Origin of the sequence: Lysinibacillus sphaericus, assembly GCF_001629735.1 — a bacterium.
Lineage (GTDB): Bacteria > Bacillota > Bacilli > Bacillales_A > Planococcaceae > Lysinibacillus > Lysinibacillus pinottii.
Map to the genome: position 1 here is coordinate 374,467 of NZ_CP015224.1, position 18,502 is coordinate 392,968.

The 18,502-nt window shown below is 37.4% G+C and carries 17 protein-coding genes; all 17 read left to right on the top strand.

The window, feature by feature from the left end:
* Positions 1 to 19: 19 nt before the first annotated feature.
* The 17 genes from pgsA to A2J09_RS01825 all read left to right on the top strand — a co-directional run bounded on the left by pgsA (position 20) and on the right by A2J09_RS01825 (position 18,378).
* The gene (gene pgsA, locus A2J09_RS01740; protein WP_031419015.1) at positions 20 to 598 is read left to right on the top strand and encodes a CDP-diacylglycerol--glycerol-3-phosphate 3-phosphatidyltransferase; all 579 of its coding nucleotides are present in this window, start codon (positions 20 to 22) and stop codon (positions 596 to 598) included.
* Positions 599 to 615: 17 nt separating this feature from the next.
* A complete protein-coding gene (locus tag A2J09_RS01745; RefSeq protein WP_012293330.1) occupies positions 616 to 1,875 on the top strand; it encodes a competence/damage-inducible protein A in 1,260 nt (419 codons plus the stop codon).
* 160 nt (positions 1,876 to 2,035) lie between these two features.
* On the top strand, positions 2,036 to 3,097 hold the full coding sequence (gene recA / locus A2J09_RS01750) for a recombinase RecA (protein ID WP_031419019.1): 1,062 nt from the start codon (positions 2,036 to 2,038) through the stop codon (positions 3,095 to 3,097).
* A 523-nt stretch (positions 3,098 to 3,620) separates the two neighbouring features.
* Positions 3,621 to 5,180, top strand: a complete 1,560-nt coding sequence (gene rny, locus A2J09_RS01760) for a ribonuclease Y (protein ID WP_012293332.1) — start codon at positions 3,621 to 3,623, stop codon at positions 5,178 to 5,180.
* 146 nt (positions 5,181 to 5,326) lie between these two features.
* Positions 5,327 to 6,091 carry a tyrosine-protein phosphatase gene (locus tag A2J09_RS01765; protein ID WP_012293333.1) on the top strand — a complete coding sequence of 255 codons (765 nt, stop codon included), beginning with the start codon at positions 5,327 to 5,329 and terminating at the stop codon, positions 6,089 to 6,091.
* Between the two features lie 253 nt (positions 6,092 to 6,344).
* The gene (locus A2J09_RS01770) at positions 6,345 to 7,280 is read left to right on the top strand and encodes an O-antigen ligase family protein (protein WP_227256913.1); all 936 of its coding nucleotides are present in this window, start codon (positions 6,345 to 6,347) and stop codon (positions 7,278 to 7,280) included.
* A 69-nt stretch (positions 7,281 to 7,349) separates the two neighbouring features.
* The gene (locus tag A2J09_RS01775) at positions 7,350 to 8,066 is read left to right on the top strand and encodes a YveK family protein (RefSeq protein WP_012293335.1); all 717 of its coding nucleotides are present in this window, start codon (positions 7,350 to 7,352) and stop codon (positions 8,064 to 8,066) included.
* A complete protein-coding gene (locus A2J09_RS01780; RefSeq protein WP_012293336.1) occupies positions 8,066 to 8,764 on the top strand; it encodes a CpsD/CapB family tyrosine-protein kinase in 699 nt (232 codons plus the stop codon). The genes A2J09_RS01775 and A2J09_RS01780 overlap by 1 nt, the downstream gene beginning before the upstream one ends.
* 10 nt (positions 8,765 to 8,774) lie before the next feature.
* Positions 8,775 to 9,860, top strand: coding sequence for a glycosyltransferase (locus A2J09_RS01785; RefSeq protein ID WP_012293337.1), 1,086 nt, complete (start codon positions 8,775 to 8,777; stop codon positions 9,858 to 9,860).
* A gap of 58 nt (positions 9,861 to 9,918) precedes the next feature.
* Positions 9,919 to 11,016, top strand: a complete 1,098-nt coding sequence (locus A2J09_RS01790) for a glycosyltransferase (protein WP_258858710.1) — start codon at positions 9,919 to 9,921, stop codon at positions 11,014 to 11,016.
* 32 nt (positions 11,017 to 11,048) lie between these two features.
* Positions 11,049 to 12,569 carry an oligosaccharide flippase family protein gene (locus A2J09_RS01795; protein ID WP_012293339.1) on the top strand — a complete coding sequence of 507 codons (1,521 nt, stop codon included), beginning with the start codon at positions 11,049 to 11,051 and terminating at the stop codon, positions 12,567 to 12,569.
* Complete coding sequence (locus tag A2J09_RS01800; protein WP_012293340.1) at positions 12,569 to 13,555, top strand: glycosyltransferase family 2 protein; 987 nt, start codon at positions 12,569 to 12,571, stop codon at positions 13,553 to 13,555. Before A2J09_RS01795 ends, A2J09_RS01800 begins: the two co-directional genes overlap by 1 nt.
* Before the next feature lie 130 nt (positions 13,556 to 13,685).
* On the top strand, positions 13,686 to 14,483 hold the full coding sequence (locus A2J09_RS01805; RefSeq protein WP_031419033.1) for a TIGR00282 family metallophosphoesterase: 798 nt from the start codon (positions 13,686 to 13,688) through the stop codon (positions 14,481 to 14,483).
* Positions 14,484 to 14,661: 178 nt separating this feature from the next.
* Complete coding sequence (locus tag A2J09_RS01810; RefSeq protein ID WP_004224903.1) at positions 14,662 to 14,928, top strand: stage V sporulation protein S; 267 nt, start codon at positions 14,662 to 14,664, stop codon at positions 14,926 to 14,928.
* Positions 14,929 to 15,186: 258 nt separating this feature from the next.
* On the top strand, positions 15,187 to 16,926 hold the full coding sequence (locus tag A2J09_RS01815) for a 2-oxoacid:acceptor oxidoreductase subunit alpha (RefSeq protein WP_012293342.1): 1,740 nt from the start codon (positions 15,187 to 15,189) through the stop codon (positions 16,924 to 16,926).
* Positions 16,926 to 17,792, top strand: a complete 867-nt coding sequence (locus A2J09_RS01820) for a 2-oxoacid:ferredoxin oxidoreductase subunit beta (protein WP_012293343.1) — start codon at positions 16,926 to 16,928, stop codon at positions 17,790 to 17,792. Before A2J09_RS01815 ends, A2J09_RS01820 begins: the two co-directional genes overlap by 1 nt.
* A gap of 208 nt (positions 17,793 to 18,000) precedes the next feature.
* A complete protein-coding gene (locus tag A2J09_RS01825; protein WP_206700921.1) occupies positions 18,001 to 18,378 on the top strand; it encodes a 2-oxoglutarate ferredoxin oxidoreductase subunit beta in 378 nt (125 codons plus the stop codon).
* Positions 18,379 to 18,502: the final 124 nt, after the last annotated feature.

Genomic DNA, 18,502 nt, shown 5'->3' on the forward strand with positions numbered 1-18,502 from the left:
CATGAAAGGTGTTAGAAAAATGAACATACCAAATAAAATTACCATCTCACGAATCTTGCTTATTCCATTTTTTGTCATTGTTATGATGTTTGATTTTGGCTGGGGAACATTGACTCTATTTGGGGCAGAGATGCCAATCCATCATTTTATAGGTGCACTTATTTTTATTTTAGCTTCGACAACTGATTGGGTAGATGGTTATTATGCACGTAAGTATAATCTTGTGACTACATTTGGGAAATTTTTAGATCCCTTAGCTGATAAATTACTTGTATCAGCAGCGTTTATTTTAATGGTAGAGCTTGATATGGCACCAGCCTGGGTGATTATTATTATTATTAGCCGTGAATTCGCTGTTACGGGTTTACGCCTTATTTTGGCAGGTGGAGGAGAGGTCGTAGCGGCCAATCAGCTTGGCAAAATCAAGACTTGGGCACAAATAGTAGCAATCGCTGCTGCGCTTTTACACAACACAATTTTCGAACTCATTGGTATTCCTTTTGATATGATAATGCTATATGTAGCATTGTTCTTTACGCTATGGTCTGGGTGGGACTACTTCTACCTTAATCGACGTGTTTTACTTGAGTCTAAATAAGAAAGGTCTTGTGAATCATGAATGCTGAAATTCTAGCGGTGGGCTCAGAGCTATTATTAGGTCAAATTACGAATACAAATGCGAGATTTATCTCGAACCAGTTATCCGAGCTAGGCATTAATGTTTTTTACCATACAGTAGTTGGTGATAATGCAAAACGTTTAGAACAAGCTATTGAAGTGGCAGAATCTCGTGCAGATTTAATTATATTTTCGGGAGGACTAGGACCTACGAAAGATGATTTAACAAAAGAAACGATTGCTCGCCATCTCGGTGTTTCTCTTGAGTTTGATGAGGTAGCATTAACTTATATTGAGCAGTTTTTTGCCAAGCGAGGACGTCCTATGACGGAGAATAACCGGAAACAGGCTTTAATTCTAGCTGGAAGCGAAATACTAGCGAATCACCATGGAATGGCGCCTGGTATGATTTTCAACAATAATAATCATACGTATATCTTACTTCCAGGGCCACCAAAAGAGCTTGAGCCTATGTTTCAATTTGAGGCGAAGCCTAAACTTGCCGCGATGCTTAATGATGGAGGGATTATTGCCTCACATGTGATGCGTTTTTATGGCATTGGTGAAGCCGAACTTGAAGTTCAGGTACAGGATATTTTAGATGCTCAAACAAATCCAACCGTCGCTCCACTTGCGTCGGATGGTGAGGTAACATTGCGCGTAACAGCAAAGGCAGAAACAGAACAGCAAGCCCAGCAACTTATTGCTGCCAAAGTGGCTGAGATACAAGCCCTTGTTGGTGACTATCAGTATGGTATGGATGATGATTCACTTGCTTCAAAGACAGTTGAAATGCTCTTAGATAATCATCTTACTATTTCTGCTGCGGAAAGTTTAACAGCAGGATTGTTTCAATCGGAGCTTGCAGAAATTCCAGGGGTAGGGGACGCACTCATTGGAGGTGTCGTGACCTATGCGGCAGAAGCAAAAGTAAAGCATCTTGGTATTTCACAAGAATTAATAGATACGCACGGCGTTGTTAGTGGTGAATGTGCTGCTGCAATGGCAAGTGCAGTTCGGAAACAATTTGGTACAAACATTGGAATTGGGCTAACAGGGGAAGCAGGGCCTACAGCACATGACCATCAGCCAGTAGGAACGGTTTGGATTGGTATTGCCATCAATGATGAGGAGCCACTTACATACTTACTTCATTTATCTGGTATGCGAAATACAAATCGACTTCGTGCAGTGAAATTTACATGCCATTATTTAATGCAGCTTTTAGAAGAACGCGGTTATACAAAACGATATTAACATAGAGTGAAAATAGGAATTTGGGTAGAGAAAAACTATCCAAATTTTTATTTTGTATAAAAATCGAATAAATGTTCGCTTTTTTCTTGCGTGTTTTCTCAAAAACAAGTATAGTAGAGATAGACAAACACAGTGAACAGTTTTCGAAGGAGGAAAATGAATGAGTGATCGTAAAGCAGCCTTAGAACAGGCTTTAAAACAAATTGAAAAGAATTTTGGTAAAGGTTCAATTATGAAACTCGGTGAAAAAACCGATTTAGAAATTGCCACATCTTCAAGTGGATCACTAGCACTTGACGCTGCATTAGGCGTAGGTGGTTATCCACGTGGACGTATTATTGAAGTGTATGGTCCTGAATCGTCAGGTAAAACAACAGTTGCTTTACATGCTATTGCTGAAGTACAAGCAAAAGGTGGACAAGCAGCATTTATTGATGCAGAACATGCATTAGACCCTATCTATGCTCAAAAATTAGGTGTCAATATTGATGAGCTATTATTATCACAACCAGATACAGGGGAGCAAGCACTTGAAATTGCAGAAGCACTAGTTCGTAGTGGTGCAATTGATATTATTGTTATTGACTCCGTTGCTGCTCTAGTGCCAAAAGCTGAAATTGAAGGAGATATGGGGGATTCTCATGTCGGCTTACAAGCCCGCTTAATGTCACAGGCATTACGTAAACTTTCAGGTTCTATTAACAAATCAAAAACGATTGCTATTTTCATTAACCAAATTCGCGAAAAGATTGGGGTAATGTTCGGAAACCCTGAAACAACACCAGGTGGACGTGCCCTTAAATTCTACAGCTCTGTACGTTTAGAAGTTCGCCGTGCAGAAGCTATTAAGCAAGGTAATGATATTGTTGGTAACCGTACGAAAATTAAAATTGTCAAAAATAAAGTAGCGCCGCCATTCCGTACAGCTGAAGTTGATATTATGTATGGAGAAGGTATTTCTAAAGAAGGCGAAACAGTTGATTTAGGTGTAGAATTAGACATCGTGCAAAAAAGTGGTTCTTGGTATGCCTACGGTGATGAGCGTCTAGGTCAAGGGCGAGAAAATGCAAAACAGTATTTAAAAGAAAACCCTGCTGTTTTGGAAGATATCTCGAACAAAATTCGATCCTCTTATGGTATTGCAGCTTCTTCCTATACAATTGCTGCGCATGAAGAAGACGAGATGGATGAAGAATTAATGTCACTTCTTGATGAAGAATAATCAAACGATTGCATTGTTCCCAATTTATTAAGGGAACAATGCTTTTTTTGTCTATAATCTAAAATTTTTACACATAATAAGATAGAAGCTATATGCCTCAGAAATTATTTCTTATGTACTGGGTGGACGTAAAAGGTATAAAAGGTAAATTTTTTTCTAGTGTAAAAGTTATAGGGAAAAAATTCACTGAATGGATAGGACTTACTTTTTTTCTGTTTAGAGGGCGAACAGGTGCCCGACTATCCTTGACAGAGCTGATGGCTAGCTATACAATTAAATATGTATAATTTCTGAATTATGACTTTAAATAGGCAGTACATTTTATCTTCATTTAGCAAAAGTTTTATAGTTAAATATCCTTTTCGAAGGATGTCAAAACGCCTACTGAATGCAGATAATACCTTTGGTCAATTAAACGGATTTTGTTTTAAAGGCTAACAAAATCTTGTACAATTTGCCAAGGGACATAGATGTATGCGCCGACTGAAACTGTAATACCCAAATAGCAAGAGGAGGTGTTCATATGGATGGAATTACTATCATCTCCGCTTTGCTTGGACTCATCGTTGGTGCCGCTGTTAGCTATATCTACATGAAAAAAGTGAATGACTCAAAAATCACTGGTGCTAAACATGTCGCTGAAACAATCGTTGAAGAAGGAAAACGAGAAGCGGAGGCATTAAAGAAAGAAGCACTACTTGAAGCCAAAGATGAAACTCACAAATTTCGTACTGAAGCCGAAAATGACATTCGTGAACGTCGTTTAGAACTTCAAAAACAAGAGAACCGTTTATTGCAAAGAGAAGAGAATCTTGATCGCAAGGATGATACTCTAAATAAGAGAGAAGCAAGCTTAGAGCGTAAAGAACAAGCTCTAGCTGAAAGACAACAGCATATTGAACAGATGGAGAGCAAAGTGGACGAGCTCGTTGCATCACAAAAAACAGAACTAGAACGTATTTCTGCTTTAACTAGAGAAGAAGCAAAATCAATTATCTTAAATGAAGTAGAAAAAGAGCTAGCAACTGATATTGCTGTGATGACGAAGGAAGCTGAGACACGTGCAAAAGAAGACTCAGATAAAAAGGCACGTGAAATCTTATCATTGGCACTACAACGATTTGCTGCAGACCATGTAGCTGAAACAACAGTATCTGTTGTAAACTTGCCAAATGATGAAATGAAAGGTCGCATCATTGGTCGTGAAGGCCGTAATATTCGTACGTTGGAAACGTTAACAGGCATTGATTTAATTATTGATGATACTCCAGAAGCGGTTATTTTATCAGGCTTTGATCCAATCCGTCGTGAAACGGCTCGACTTGCACTTGAAAAACTTGTACAGGATGGTCGCATTCACCCAGCTCGTATTGAAGAAATGGTGGAAAAATCTCGTCGTGAAGTGGATGAACAAATCCGCGAAACTGGTGAGCAAACTACATTTGAAATTGGCATTCATAACTTACATCCAGATTTAATGAAAATTTTAGGCCGCATGAAATATCGTACAAGCTATGGACAAAATGTTCTCAAACATTCAATTGAAGTCGCGCATTTGGCAGGTTTACTGGCAGCTGAATTAGGTGAAGATGTGGCGTTAGCTCGTCGCGCAGGCTTATTACATGATATTGGTAAAGCCATTGACCATGAGGTAGAAGGTAGCCATGTTGAGATTGGCGTGGAATTAGCAACAAAATACAAGGAACACCCAGTCGTTATTAATAGTATTGCTTCGCATCATGGTGATACAGAAGCAACATCTGTTATCGCGGTATTAGTTGCGGCAGCTGACGCATTGTCAGCAGCTCGTCCAGGTGCACGAAGTGAAACACTTGAAAACTATATCCGCAGACTTGAAAAATTAGAGGAAATTTCAGAAAGCTATGATGGCGTAGAGAAATCTTATGCAATTCAAGCGGGACGTGAAATCCGAATAATCGTACAACCTGAAAAAATTGATGATTTAGCTTCTCATCGTCTTGCACGTGATATTCGCAAGCGTATTGAGGAAGAATTAGATTATCCAGGTCATATTAAAGTAACAGTCATTCGCGAAACTCGTGCTGTAGAGTACGCGAAATAATATTGAAAGTTAGAGGTTTCTCTAGATTCATATCTAGAGAGCCTCTTTTTTAATTTAGCCAGAGTCATGTTTGAGGAGCATCCATCATAAAAAAGAAAAAGGCTAGATTTTCTGCAGATGGATTAAAGAAGAAAGATGTGATCAAAATGATAGATCTTCATGCCCATATATTATTTGATGTGGATGATGGACCTAAAGAAGAAACGGATTCCTTAAACATGTTGAGGCAAGCTGCACGGGAGGGGATCACAGATATAGTCTGTACTTCACATGCTATGCATCCACATTATCATGTCCCATATCGCAAGGTAGAAGCGCTAGTCCGTTATTTACAACAGTTACTGCTGCAACAAAAAATCCCAATCACCCTCCACACAGGACATGAAGTTCGTTTACATGATGAGCTTTTGGCTCATCTTCAGCAAAAGCAACTTCATACATTAGCTCACACCCACTACATTCTATTAGAGCTTCCTTCAACTACAATCCCTGCTTATACGAAAGAGATAATTAGACGTTTAAAATGTGCTGGATATATACCGATTTTGGCACATCCTGAACGAAACCTTGCTATTAGAGAAAATCCGAAAAGACTTGATGACCTCATCCATGAAGGCGCATTTACACAAATAACGACAGGTAGTTTAACAGGCTTATTTGGTAAGGAGGTGCAGCGACTATCATTGGCTTTAGTAAGAGCAAATTACATTCATATGATTGGCTCTGACGCCCATAATGTAAGCACAAGAACGTTTTGCTTCCAAGCGGCACTTCAATATCTAGAGAAAAAGAATGAAATAGAGATGGTTGAGCGACTCCTCATGAATAATGCAAATGTTTTAGCTAACAAGCCTATCATGCGATTTGAACTTGAGGATATTGTTGTGAAGAAGCGGTGGCTTTTATTTTGATAACGTATGTAGAATTGAGTGTGAGAATAATATGAAACTATTCATCACATTAATGTTTAGCGCTCTTATTTTAATGAGCCTTATGCAGCCCGTCGATGGCATTTACCATAAATTATCTTTAGTTCTCAGCCTTTTTATAATTAGTATCTCTATACTTTGTCATAAAAAAATTATTATTCAAAATGTACAAGCTAGTATTTTTTTTAGTATGTATACGTTCTTTTGTATCATTGCAGCAGGGGTAAACCAAGATATGAATTTATTGAAAAATAGTCTTCAATTATATTGCATGTTTTTAGCAGTTTCTATTTTCTTTAATGACCTTGTGAAAGAGCATGTCATGGATATTGTTGTGAATAGTGTTTTAATAGCCTATGTCCCATTTATATTTGTATGTTTCCAACAAGCGCGCTATATGTTTGGAGGGTTTGCAGGTGTATTTGAGAATCCCAATACCATGGGGTTTTCTATGATGGGGTTAGTGGTTGTTGTACTTATAAGACTCTATCAGCTAGCCGTGAAAATATTACATGAACGACAACAGCCGAAATTAATTTTATTATTTGTTTTTTATACGACGATATATTTAATTTGTATGTATATCATACTGCTTTCGAATGCACGTACTTCATTGTTCACGGCTGCACTAGTGACGATTGTAGTAATTGTTTCTAGTATCAAAAGCTTGAATAAAGCCTTCCTGCCATTCCTAAAGTTTAGTGCTCTTTTTGCAGGTACTGTTCTAGTTGTATTAATAGCTTTCTTGAAAATGAATAGGATGCAAGATGCTGTACAAAGTATTTTATTAAAAATGGAAAAAAAGTCTACGAATATGACAGATGGCCGCCTTGAAATTTGGCAATATGTTTTTGAGCATGTTCAATTTTGGGGGCATGGTGTGGAATCATTATGGACTATAGGTGTATCTCATGCTCACAATACATTTATGAATATTTTACAGGAAGCGGGTCTACTGGCATTGATTAGCTATTGCTGTTTTTTGCTAGCCATTGCTAAAGGCTATCGCCGAATGAATGCCCAGCTTACCGTTTTGATGACGTTAATTATAGTTGCAATGTTAGGGGTTTCTACATTTGAAATTCTTTATTTTAACGTGCTCCATATTCTTGTGTTTGTTGTAAGTGGTAGCTTGAGAGATACGGACAAAAAGACGACATTGACCGAATAAGCGATAGGCTTGTTTAATATACTTTATTAGCATTGCAGCTATCTGCCTACATTAGGAGGGATCCATTTTGTGAATGAAGAAATGACAATTCAAAGTCTAGTAAAAGTATGGCAAAAACGCTGGTTCTTCATCCTAATACTGATGATACTGTCCATTGGCATTGCTGTTTTCATTAATTATTTTCTTCAAACACCTATTTATGAAGCGGAAACTCAATTATTGGTCAATCAAAAAAGCTATGAGAATCAGCAACTAATAGGAGCGCAGAATGTTGATACGGACCTTCGTTTAATTAATACGTACAATGTTATTATCAAAAGTCCTGTTATTTTAACAAAGGTAATTGATGTCCTAGCACTAGAAACATCTCCCGAAACATTAATGAAGCAAATAGAGGTTTCAAGCGCCAATAATTCACAAGTGGTTAATATTCGTGTACAGGATGAAGATGAAGCAAGGGCTGTGAAGATTGCCAATACGATAGCTGAGATTTTTAAAGAGGAAATTCCTATTTTAATGCATGTGGACAATATTAATATTCTCTTTGTTGCCCAATCCAGTGAACATCCAGTACCGGTGAAACCCAATAAATTGCTGAACCTCCTAATAGCGACTATTGGTGGTTTCAGCTTGGCACTCGTGCTCGCCTATTTTTTAGAAACGCTTGATAGGACGATTAAAACAGAGCAGGATATCGAGGAAATATTATCATTACCTGTGATTGGAGTTGTCAGTAATATTGAATTACTCAATAGTAAAAAATCAAGAGCCGGGGGGTCCTCCTAATGCTGTTCAAAAGAAAAACAAAAAAAATCCCAATGGCTCGCAAGCTGGTAACAGTTTCCGATATGATGTCAATTCCTTCTGAGCAATATCGCACCATTCGGGCGAATATTAAATTTTCGCAACCCAATCAAGATGTTAAAACTATTCTAGTCACCTCCTCTATCGCAGGTGAAGGAAAATCGACCAATGCGGCTAATATCGGTGTTGTGTTTTCACAGGAGGGAAAACGTGTCCTCATTATTGATGCTGATATGCGTAAGCCCACGCTCCATCATACATTTTATCTTGATAATGTTTTTGGCTTATCATCTGTATTATCACGTCAAGCGACCTTACAAGAGGTGATTCAAGCAACCTTTGTAGATGGTGTGGAAATCATTTCGAGTGGCGCTATCCCCCCTAATCCAACAGAATTATTAGCCTCTGAAACTATGACTTTATTGTTGCACGAAGTGAAAGAACGCTACGATATTGTGATGATTGATGCACCACCATTACTTTTTTTATCGGATGCACAAATTTTATCTAATAAATGTGATGGTACTCTTTTAGTTGTTAATACGGGCACAGTAGGAAAAGCAGCTGTTGTAAAATCAAAATCCATCTTAACGATTGCTAAAGCCAATATATTAGGTGTCATCTTGAATAATTATAAAATGAAGGGCAGCACGTACGAGCAATATTATGGAAAAGAATAAAAGGTGGAGAATGACATTGAAAAGGGTTTTGCATATTATCCCCACTACTGATTATGGCGGTATAACGACCATGATTGTAGATACTTGGATGAATGTTAATAAATTTTCATACCATTTTGATTTTGTGTCATTTAATAAGGGGACTTATCATGAAATTCTCTTACAGCAAGGTTCGAAAATATTTTACGAAACGTATATTACCGAGCAAGGTCCACTTTCTTATATGCGGAATATTTATAGGATTATAAAACAATATCAATATGATGCCGTTCATGATCATACAGGCTACCGAGCAGTTTTTACCATGCTAGCAGCTCGTTTAGCAGGTGTATCATGTCGTGTATTACATAGCCATACGAATGTTGCTGAAGAATGGAACAATAAAGCTCTGTTAGCATTGTTGAAAAGGCTAAGCGTTGGAAATGCCACGAAATTGGTAGCGTGTAGTCAAAAAGCGGGTGAATTTTGCTTCCATAAAAGACCCTACGAGGTTATTGCCAATCCAATTGATATGCAGAAGATAAAGCGTTTATCGCCAGAAGAGAAAAAGAGTTTAGCAGAAGATTTAGGGATTCAAGATGGGGATTTAGTAATTGGGCATATTGGTCGCTTTGTACCTGTGAAAAATCATTCCTTTTTAATTGAGCTTGCTGTTAAATTAAAGCAACAAAACATTCCATTTAAATTGTTTTTGATAGGAGATGGCCCCTTAGAGCAGGAAATTCGCCTTCTCGTCAAGGAACAAAAAGTAGAGGATTATGTTCAATTTTTGGGACCACGGGCAGATAGTATTAAGCTCCTTCAACTCATGGATAAGTTTATTTTACCGTCTTATTTCGAGGGCTTTGGCATTGTATTATTAGAAGCTCAAATTTGTGGTACACCAGCCATCGTTTCTTCCACACTGCCAAAAGAGGTAGATCTTAATGTGGGATTACTACAGTATTTAGAGCTACAGGGAGATATTAATAGTTGGCTGCAAGCTATTATAAAAATGAATGTAAAACCAAATCCGCAAATTATTAGGAAGAGTCTTAAAAATAAAGGTCTTGATGCAGAAGAAATAGCAATTAGATTATGTGCGCTTTACACATAGCTAGTAAACTAATTCAAAGGATGAGACTATCCAAAAAAAAATTAAAATTACTCATATCATCACTACCACAGGTCTTGGCGGAGCAGAAGCAATGCTTTACCGTCTTTTACAAAACGTGGATAGGGACATGTATGAGATAGAGGTTATTTGTCTAACAGAGATAGGAACTTATGGTAAGTATATTGAACAACAATTAAACATCAAAGTAACAATATGTGATATGCGACGCAGTATGGGAATTGCCTTTGTTCGTTGTTATCAACGATGTCGAGAGAGTGATATTATTCAAACTTGGATGTATCATGCTAATCTTCTTGGATACGTTCTTTCAAAATTACTCAAAAAGAAATTAATTTGGGGTATTCACCATAGTAATTTAAATAAAGATGACAATAAACGAAGGACAATTTTTATTGCGAAGCTTTGTGCAAAATTATCTAAACATGTGGACGCTATTATTTCTTGTGGTCCAAAGGTGAAAGAAATCCATGAAGCTATTGGGTACAAGAATAAGCAGCACCGAATTATTGTAAATGGTGTAAATACAGATTTTTATAAGCCTAGTAAGAAGCGTCAATATTATTTGGAGCGATTCAACATAGTGAACCAACCTATTTTATTGCATGTAGGTAGATGGGACCCTTTAAAGGATTATGAAAATTTGCTGGCAAGTTTAAAGCAGTTAAAGCAAAAACGACAAGATTTTTATATGTTTTTAGTTGGCTATGAGATAGAAAGCTCTAATGAGGTATTGCGGCAAATGATTGAAAACGCGCAGTTAGAGCAGTTTACATTCCTATTAGGTAGTAGAGACGATATTCCACAATTAATGGCTGCAGCTGATCTATTCATTTTATCATCTTCTGGAGAGGGGCTACCGAATGTGTTGGTAGAGGCACTTGCCAGTGGCACTTGCTGTGTGACTACAAATGTTGGGGATTGTGAATTTTTAGTAGGGAATTATGGAGAGGTTGTACCATCTAAGGATGCGGTCGCTTTATCGAAAGCCATCAATAGGGCATTAAATTACGATTCAAAGACATATGAACAAAAAGCTAATCTTGGTCGTGCACATGTTTTAGCAAACTTTGAAATTAAGCATGTGGCAGAGCAATATCAATCTCTATATCCCGCTATTATTCAAAGAAAAGAATGAAAGCCAATCCTCACTAACAGAAAGGCGTGCACATGAAAGAAATTAAGATTGGAGCCATTCTTTCGTATCTTACAATCGGCTGCACGATGATTTCTTCCCTTCTTTTTACACCCTTGATGATTTCGCTTCTTGGTCAGAAAGAATTTGGATTATATTCTTTAATGATTGTCCTTGTTGGCTATCTTTCTATTTTAGATTTAGGGCTGGGCAATGCGATTGTACGCTATATTGCTAGAAATAGAGCAATTGCGGATAAGGCATTAGAGGCATCATTAAATGGATTTTTTTTGAAGTTATTTATTAGTATTGGCTGTCTTACATTATTGATAGGCTTTTTCCTATTTTCACAGGTAGAGATGGTTTTTGGACAAAGCTTATCAGGAGATCAATTAGCCAAAGCCAAAGTAATGGGCTATATAATGACCATTAGTGTAGCGGTGCAATTCCCACTAGGTGTTTTTACTTCTATCTTACAAGCATATGAAAAATTTATTTTTATTAAATTTACAACATTACTACAGGTGATTGTACAGCCTTTGACAATGTTGTTTTTTCTGTTACAGGGAACCGATGCGGTGACGTTAATCTATATTATCGCTATTTATAATATTCTCTTTTTAGTAATGGATGCCATTTATTGTATGAAGGTCTTATCCATTCGATTTACTTTTACTTTGAAAAACAAAAAGCTGATAAAAGAAATTTTTATCTATTCATTTTTTATTTTCATTACAGTCATCGTTGATAAAATCTATTGGCAAACGGATCAAGTGTTATTAGGCATATTAAAAGGAACTGAGGATGTTGCAATTTATGCAGTGGCTATGCAAATAGTATTAATATTTATGTCACTAGCTTTAGCCATAAGTGGATTATTTCTACCTCGTATTTCTATGCTTGTCACAAAAGAAGAAGGGTTATTAGAAATTAACCAATTATTCATTAAAGTGGGCGCTATTCAGTTTTTAGTAGTGGGATATATGCTCGGTGGATTCTTTCTTTTTGGAAAAGAATTTTTATTACTATGGTTAGGCAAAGATTTTTTGGCCATCTATGCGATTGTTCTTATTATTATGGTGCCATTCAGTATTGATCTCATACAAAATTTAGGTATTAATGTGTTGAAAGCGAAAAATCTTTTTAAATTTAGAACGATTTTATTAATGATTGTGGCGCTGGTCAATATGATTGTATCCATACCAGTTATCTTTTTTTATGGGAAAATTGGCACAGCAATTATTACGGCATGTTCTTTATTTATAGGAAATGTAGTTATCATGAATATTTATTACTATAAAAAAATTGGTTTGGATATTTTGGGTTTTTGGCGGACCATTAGCAGGCTAGTTCTAGCATTTATTTTGGCTATTTGCTGTAGTCAGCTTCTATGGGATTTAACGAAACCTCCCATCATTTGGAGCTCTATCATCCTTTATATTTTTTATTATACAGTTTTGACAGGCGGGAGCCTTTTCTCTATTGGCATGACAAAAGAGCAGAGAAGAAGGTGGATAGAGTCATTACGTAAAGGAGGGGCAAAATTTTGGTCTTAGTGAGTGTGATTGTCCCTGTCTATAATGCCGAGAACTATTTGAACAAATGCCTTACGAGTATTTGTCATCAAAGTTTAAAGGACATAGAAATTATTACGATTAATGATGGTAGCGATGATCAATCATTGTCGGTTTTAAAAAATTTTGCACAGAAGGACACTCGTATAACTGTTTTAGATATTGACAATGGTGGTGTTAGTAAGGCAAGAAATTTAGGCATAGAACAAGCTAATGGACAATATATTACTTTTGTTGATGCGGATGACTGGCTAGAGCTAACTATGCTGGAAGAACTGTATCACGCCTGTAGGCTGACAGGTAGCAATATTGCTAAATGCGATTTATTTTGGCAGGAGGAAGTGGGAAGTAGGCAGCTATATTATCCTTCAAAGACATACTATACTTATAGTGCAACTGTTTGTTTAAATAAATTATTTACAGAAATAGGTGAAAAGCACTTTGGTTTTGCCAGCTGTAAACTATATAAAAAATCCTTTATAGATTTGCATAGGCTAAGATTTGATGAAGCGATGAATTTTGCAGAAGACACGTTGTTTCTATCGAGAGCAGTAATAAAAAATCAATCCATCTGCTACGTCCCAAGACAGCTTTATTACTATAATGTTGACAATCAAAATTCACTTACAAGCAGGGCTATGAGCAATATAAGAAACAATTATGATTTGTTGTATAAAAAGCTTTTTGAGGAATTACAAAATGGAGAAGTTTATGAGGAAGTAAAGAATAGCTTTTTAAATTACCAATTTGAAGGGCTCCTTGTTATTCTCCATCAATGTCCAACTAATCCGCAGGCCATTAAAAGTGCCATTCAATCCTTTTTACTAGCATACCCAGCTGTTTTGAAGGTGAAGCTTATCAACCGTAATCTAAAACAGATTATCTTTTTAAAGCTCATAAAAATGAATTGGCTTACATTATCCTCTACACTTATCTACATAAAGGTGAAAAAAGCCAAAGTGATATAATGGCCAGATTTTTATTTTATTTTGCTTAATCCTCCACCTAGCGTTACAATTAATGATGTTATTCAAGGTACGTAAAGTCTCTAAAGGCAAATTTTTAGAGACGTAATGGAAAGAAAGAGTGGTTGAAAAAATGAAAGTTTTATTTATTGGCGATATTGTTGGTTCAATTGGTCGAGATGCGGTAGAGAAATATTTACCTCGTTTAAAAAAGAAATATAATGTCGATGTTGTCATTGCCAATGGTGAAAATGCTGCGGCAGGTCGAGGAATTACACGTAATATTTATAATGACCTGTTACAAATGGGTGTAGACGTTATTACAATGGGTAATCATACATGGGATAATAAAGATATATTTGATTTTATTGATGATGCTGATTATTTAATACGTCCAGCCAATTTTTCTGAAGAAGCGCCAGGTAAAGGTATGGTGCAAATTTCTAAAAATGGTGTGACAATATCTGTCATTAATTTACATGGTCGTGTATTTTTACCACCACATGAGGATCCATTTGCAATGGCAGAAAAATTGATTGAAGAAGCTCGTCAAACGTCACCGCTTGTATTTGTAGATTTCCATGCGGAGGCAACTAGTGAAAAGATTGCACTTGGCTGGCACTTAGATGGGAAGGCTTCTGCCGTTGTTGGGACACATACACATGTTCAAACAGCAGATGCTCGTATCTATCCTAATGGTACAGCTTACATTACGGATGTAGGTATGACAGGTCCGTATGATGAGATTTTAGGGATGACGAAGGAAAGTGTCATTTATAAATTCCAAACAAATATGCCTTCTCGTTTTGAAGTACCGAAAAAAGGGCGTGAGGTATTAAGTGGTTTCTTTGTAGAGATTGATAATCAAACAGGGAAGGCTAAATCCTGTGAACGCATTTATATAAATGAAGATTATCCATTTCAAGGATAAATAAGTCGAAGAATGTTGATTTACAGCACTTTTTCCGAGGAAACAGGATTCTTTGTGAAACTAGTCTATTTCCGTCTTGCGGCGCATAAAATGTGCTACGGACAATAACTTGAGGTCCAAAAAGGGGGACATGAGTTGTTGAGCGTAAACACTATTCGCGAAACGGGGAGGAATAATTGTGGATTCATTAAAAGTATCATCACGCTCTAATCCAAATTCAGTTGCAGGTGCATTAGTCGCGGTAATCAGAGAAAAAGGGCAAGCAGAAATGCAAGCAGTTGGGGCAGGTGCACTTAACCAAGCCGTGAAAGCAGTGGCCATCGCACGCGGATTTGTAGCGCCAAGTGGCACAGATTTAATTTGCGCGCCGGCGTTTGCCGATATTTTAATTGCTGGTGAAGAACGTACAGCCTTGAAGCTGCTAGTGGAAAAACGTATTCGATAAAAAGTAATAAGTAAAATGCCTTGTCACATAATAAGTGACGGGCATTTTTTCGTTTTCCTGTTTACATATGATAGATGTCACTTGAAATAGGTTCGTTATTTTGCTTAGATTTGAAAATTACAACTTTATGAACAGGATTTTCAGTCAAAGGTCTGATTTTCGCCTAAATCGTTGAGAAACAATAGTGCAGAAGGTTTCTTCGTGTTAAACTTATGAAGGAAAAATAATAGTACACATTGGATTTAAGGAGTTGTTGACATGTTACATCAGCTTTCATGGAAAGTCGGTGGGCAACAGGGTGAAGGGATTGAGAGTACAGGTGAGATTTTCTCAATGGCAATGAATCGTCTAGGCTATTTCCTATACGGTTATCGTCACTTCTCTTCTCGAATTAAAGGTGGCCATACGAATAATAAAATTACAGTTCGTCCAACAGAAGTACGTGCAATTGCGGATGATTTAGATATTTTAGTGGCGTTCGATCAGGAAACAATCGATGTCAATTATAAAGAGCTTACAGAAAATGGTGTTATTTTAGCGGATGCCAAATTTGATCCTGTTAAACCAGAAGATTCAAAGGCTCCATTATTTGTTGTACCGTTTACAGAAATAGCAGCAGAGCTTGGCACTTCATTGATGAAAAACATGGTAGCCATCGGTGCAACCGCATCATTGCTAAACCTAGAGGACGCAGTGTTCCAAAATGTTGTCGATGATATTTTTGGGAAAAAGGGCGAAGAGGTCGTTCAAAAAAACATGGAGGCCATTACTCGTGGTCGTCAAATCATGAATGAGCTGTTAGGTGATCGTGTAGGTGCATGGGAGCTTTCTCCAGCAGATGGAAAACGTCGGATGTTTATGATTGGTAATGATGCAGTAGCACTTGGTGCATTAGCAGCTGGGACACGCTTTATGGCAGCCTACCCAATTACACCAGCTTCTGAAATTATGGAGTATCTAATTAAGAAACTACCAAAATTCGGCGGCACAGTCATCCAAACAGAAGATGAGATTGCCGCAGCAACAATGGCGATTGGCGCTAACTTTGGTGGTGTTCGCTCCTTTACAGCATCGGCTGGACCTGGTCTTTCACTGATGATGGAAGCAATTGGTCTTTCAGGTATGACGGAGCAGCCATTAGTGGTCGTGGATACACAACGCGGAGGTCCTTCAACTGGGCTACCAACAAAGCAAGAACAATCAGACTTAATGGCAATGCTATACGGAACACATGGCGAAATTCCTAAAGTAGTTCTTGCACCTTCTACAATGGAGGAAGCATTCTTTGACACAATTCAAGCATTTAATATTGCGGAGGAATTGCAATTACCAGTTATCTTAATGACTGATTTACAATTATCGTTAGGGAAACAATCTGTAGAACCATTTGATTACAGTAAGATTGAAATTCGTCGTGGTAAAATTGTGATTGATGATCTTGAAGAAGCCGCTGATAAAGCCTATTTCAAACGCTATGAAGATACTGAAGATGGGGTTTCACCTCGGGTATTACCTGGTACATTACATGGTATTCACCACGTTACAGGCGTGGAACATGATGAAACAGGGAAGCCATCTGAAGCAACGGGTAATCGTCAAACTCAAATGGATAAACGCTTCCGTAAGTTAGAGAATTTGAAATTTGATAATCCAGTGTTTGTGAATGCTCCACATGAAGAGGCGGATATTTTATTAGTAGGCTTTAACTCAACAAGGGGCGCTATTGAAGAAGTACAAGAACGACTCAATGTGCAAGGAATGAAAGTTAATCATGCACATGTTCGCTTAATTCATCCATTCCCATCTGCGGAAATGGCACCACTTGTAGCGAAAGCGAAAAAAGTAATCGTTGTGGAAAATAACTATACGGGTCAATTGGCAAACATTATGAAGATGAACATAGGTGGTCACGATAAAATCGCGACAATCACTAAATATAATGGTACACCATTCTTGCCAGGTGAATTAGAAAATCGTGTGAAGGAGTTGACTCGCTAATGGCAACATTTAAGGATTTTCGTAATGCAGTAAAGCCAAACTGGTGCCCAGGCTGTGGAGACTTCTCTGTACAAGCGGCTATTCAACGTGCTGCTGCGAATGTGGGAATTGAACCAAATGAACTTGCAGTAATTTCTGGGATTGGTTGTTCGGGTCGTATTTCAGGATATATTAATTCTTACGGATTTCATGGTATTCATGGTCGTGCACTTCCGATTGCACAAGGGTTAAAAATGGCTAATCGTGATTTACATGTCATCGCTTCTGGTGGTGATGGTGATGGATTTGCGATTGGTATGGGGCACACCATTCATGCAATTCGCCGTAACATCGATATTACGTATATTGTCATGGATAACCAAATTTATGGTTTAACAAAAGGTCAAACATCGCCTCGCTCTGCTGCTGGATTTATTACTAAATCCACACCAGGTGGAGCAATTGAGCCATCGTTAAAACCTTTAGAAGTTGCGTTAACAAGTGGTGCTACATTTGTGGCACAAGGCTTCTCGACTGATATTAAAGAGTTAACAGCTTTAATCGAAGCGGGTATCAATCATAAAGGCTTCTCATTCATCAATGTCTTTTCACCTTGTGTCACATATAACAAAGTGAACACATACGATTGGTTTAAAGAGAACTTAACAAAGCTAGCGGATGTTGAAGGCTATGACCACACTGATCGCGGTATGGCAATGCGTACAGTGATGGAGAACGAGGGCTTAGTAACAGGCGTTATTTATCATGATACAGAAACAACGTCCTATCAAGAAAAAGTACCTGGTTACTCCGAGTTACCATTAACAGATATTGATATCAAAATGAGCGAAAATGAGTTCAATGAATTAGTAAAAGAATTTATGTAAAATGCTAGAATCAAAGCATTTGGACTGGTAATAGTCCAAATGCTTTTTTGGTTGTATGAATGTATTGCTTATAGAGTTAGAAAACAGCAGTAAAGATACAAAAAATATGTGAAATCATATTCAAGTTGTGAATCTAAAACAAATAGAAGGGGCTGGTAGAGGTAAAAATCTCCCCGAAAATGCTACAATAAAAGAAAAAAAAGAGGCGATGCACGTGAATAACGTCATTGATTTTATTGCAAAGAAAAGGGAACGTGAAGAAAGGCAGCGTGCTCAGAATTTAGAGCGGTATGTGGCAACACACTGTAATTTTCAACAACCTGAAAATATTGACGCGCTAGTAGAGGGCAAACTGATAGAGGTCAAAGATCATTCGTTATTTTTGGGCTTTTTGTCTATTTTAAAGGATGAGCAAATAGAACCAATGACTATTTTTCAGGATGTCTTTACGTTAGAACCCGCTCGTTTTGAAATGTCTTATAATATGAGATGGTGGTCTGTTGTTCAACTAGCGTTTACATTTTTAACAATTTTAAAGGAAAATGAGCCGCATACATATGCAAATTTTTTAGGTCTCTCCAAATAATCTAGGTATGTGTACGTCTCTTCAAACAAACGTGCACATACAGAACTAGATTTCTCCTTATCTCCTTCCTTCCATTTTACAATTCTCCTTCAATTATTATTTACATTCATAGATTTTATAATTT

What these genes read in the sequence shown, in the direction of transcription:
- pgsA (WP_031419015.1), top strand. Translation starts at nt 20, where the DNA reads ATGAACATACCAAATAAAATTACCATCTCACGAATCTTGCTTATTCCA.
- A2J09_RS01745 (WP_012293330.1), top strand. Translation starts at nt 616, where the DNA reads ATGAATGCTGAAATTCTAGCGGTGGGCTCAGAGCTATTATTAGGTCAA.
- recA (WP_031419019.1), top strand. Translation starts at nt 2,036, where the DNA reads ATGAGTGATCGTAAAGCAGCCTTAGAACAGGCTTTAAAACAAATTGAA.
- rny (WP_012293332.1), top strand. Translation starts at nt 3,621, where the DNA reads ATGGATGGAATTACTATCATCTCCGCTTTGCTTGGACTCATCGTTGGT.
- A2J09_RS01765 (WP_012293333.1), top strand. Translation starts at nt 5,327, where the DNA reads ATGATAGATCTTCATGCCCATATATTATTTGATGTGGATGATGGACCT.
- A2J09_RS01770 (WP_227256913.1), top strand. Translation starts at nt 6,345, where the DNA reads ATGAATTTATTGAAAAATAGTCTTCAATTATATTGCATGTTTTTAGCA.
- A2J09_RS01780 (WP_012293336.1), top strand. Translation starts at nt 8,066, where the DNA reads ATGCTGTTCAAAAGAAAAACAAAAAAAATCCCAATGGCTCGCAAGCTG.
- A2J09_RS01785 (WP_012293337.1), top strand. Translation starts at nt 8,775, where the DNA reads ATGACATTGAAAAGGGTTTTGCATATTATCCCCACTACTGATTATGGC.
- A2J09_RS01795 (WP_012293339.1), top strand. Translation starts at nt 11,049, where the DNA reads ATGAAAGAAATTAAGATTGGAGCCATTCTTTCGTATCTTACAATCGGC.
- A2J09_RS01805 (WP_031419033.1), top strand. Translation starts at nt 13,686, where the DNA reads ATGAAAGTTTTATTTATTGGCGATATTGTTGGTTCAATTGGTCGAGAT.
- A2J09_RS01815 (WP_012293342.1), top strand. Translation starts at nt 15,187, where the DNA reads ATGTTACATCAGCTTTCATGGAAAGTCGGTGGGCAACAGGGTGAAGGG.
- A2J09_RS01820 (WP_012293343.1), top strand. Translation starts at nt 16,926, where the DNA reads ATGGCAACATTTAAGGATTTTCGTAATGCAGTAAAGCCAAACTGGTGC.
- A2J09_RS01825 (WP_206700921.1), top strand. Translation starts at nt 18,001, where the DNA reads ATGCACGTGAATAACGTCATTGATTTTATTGCAAAGAAAAGGGAACGT.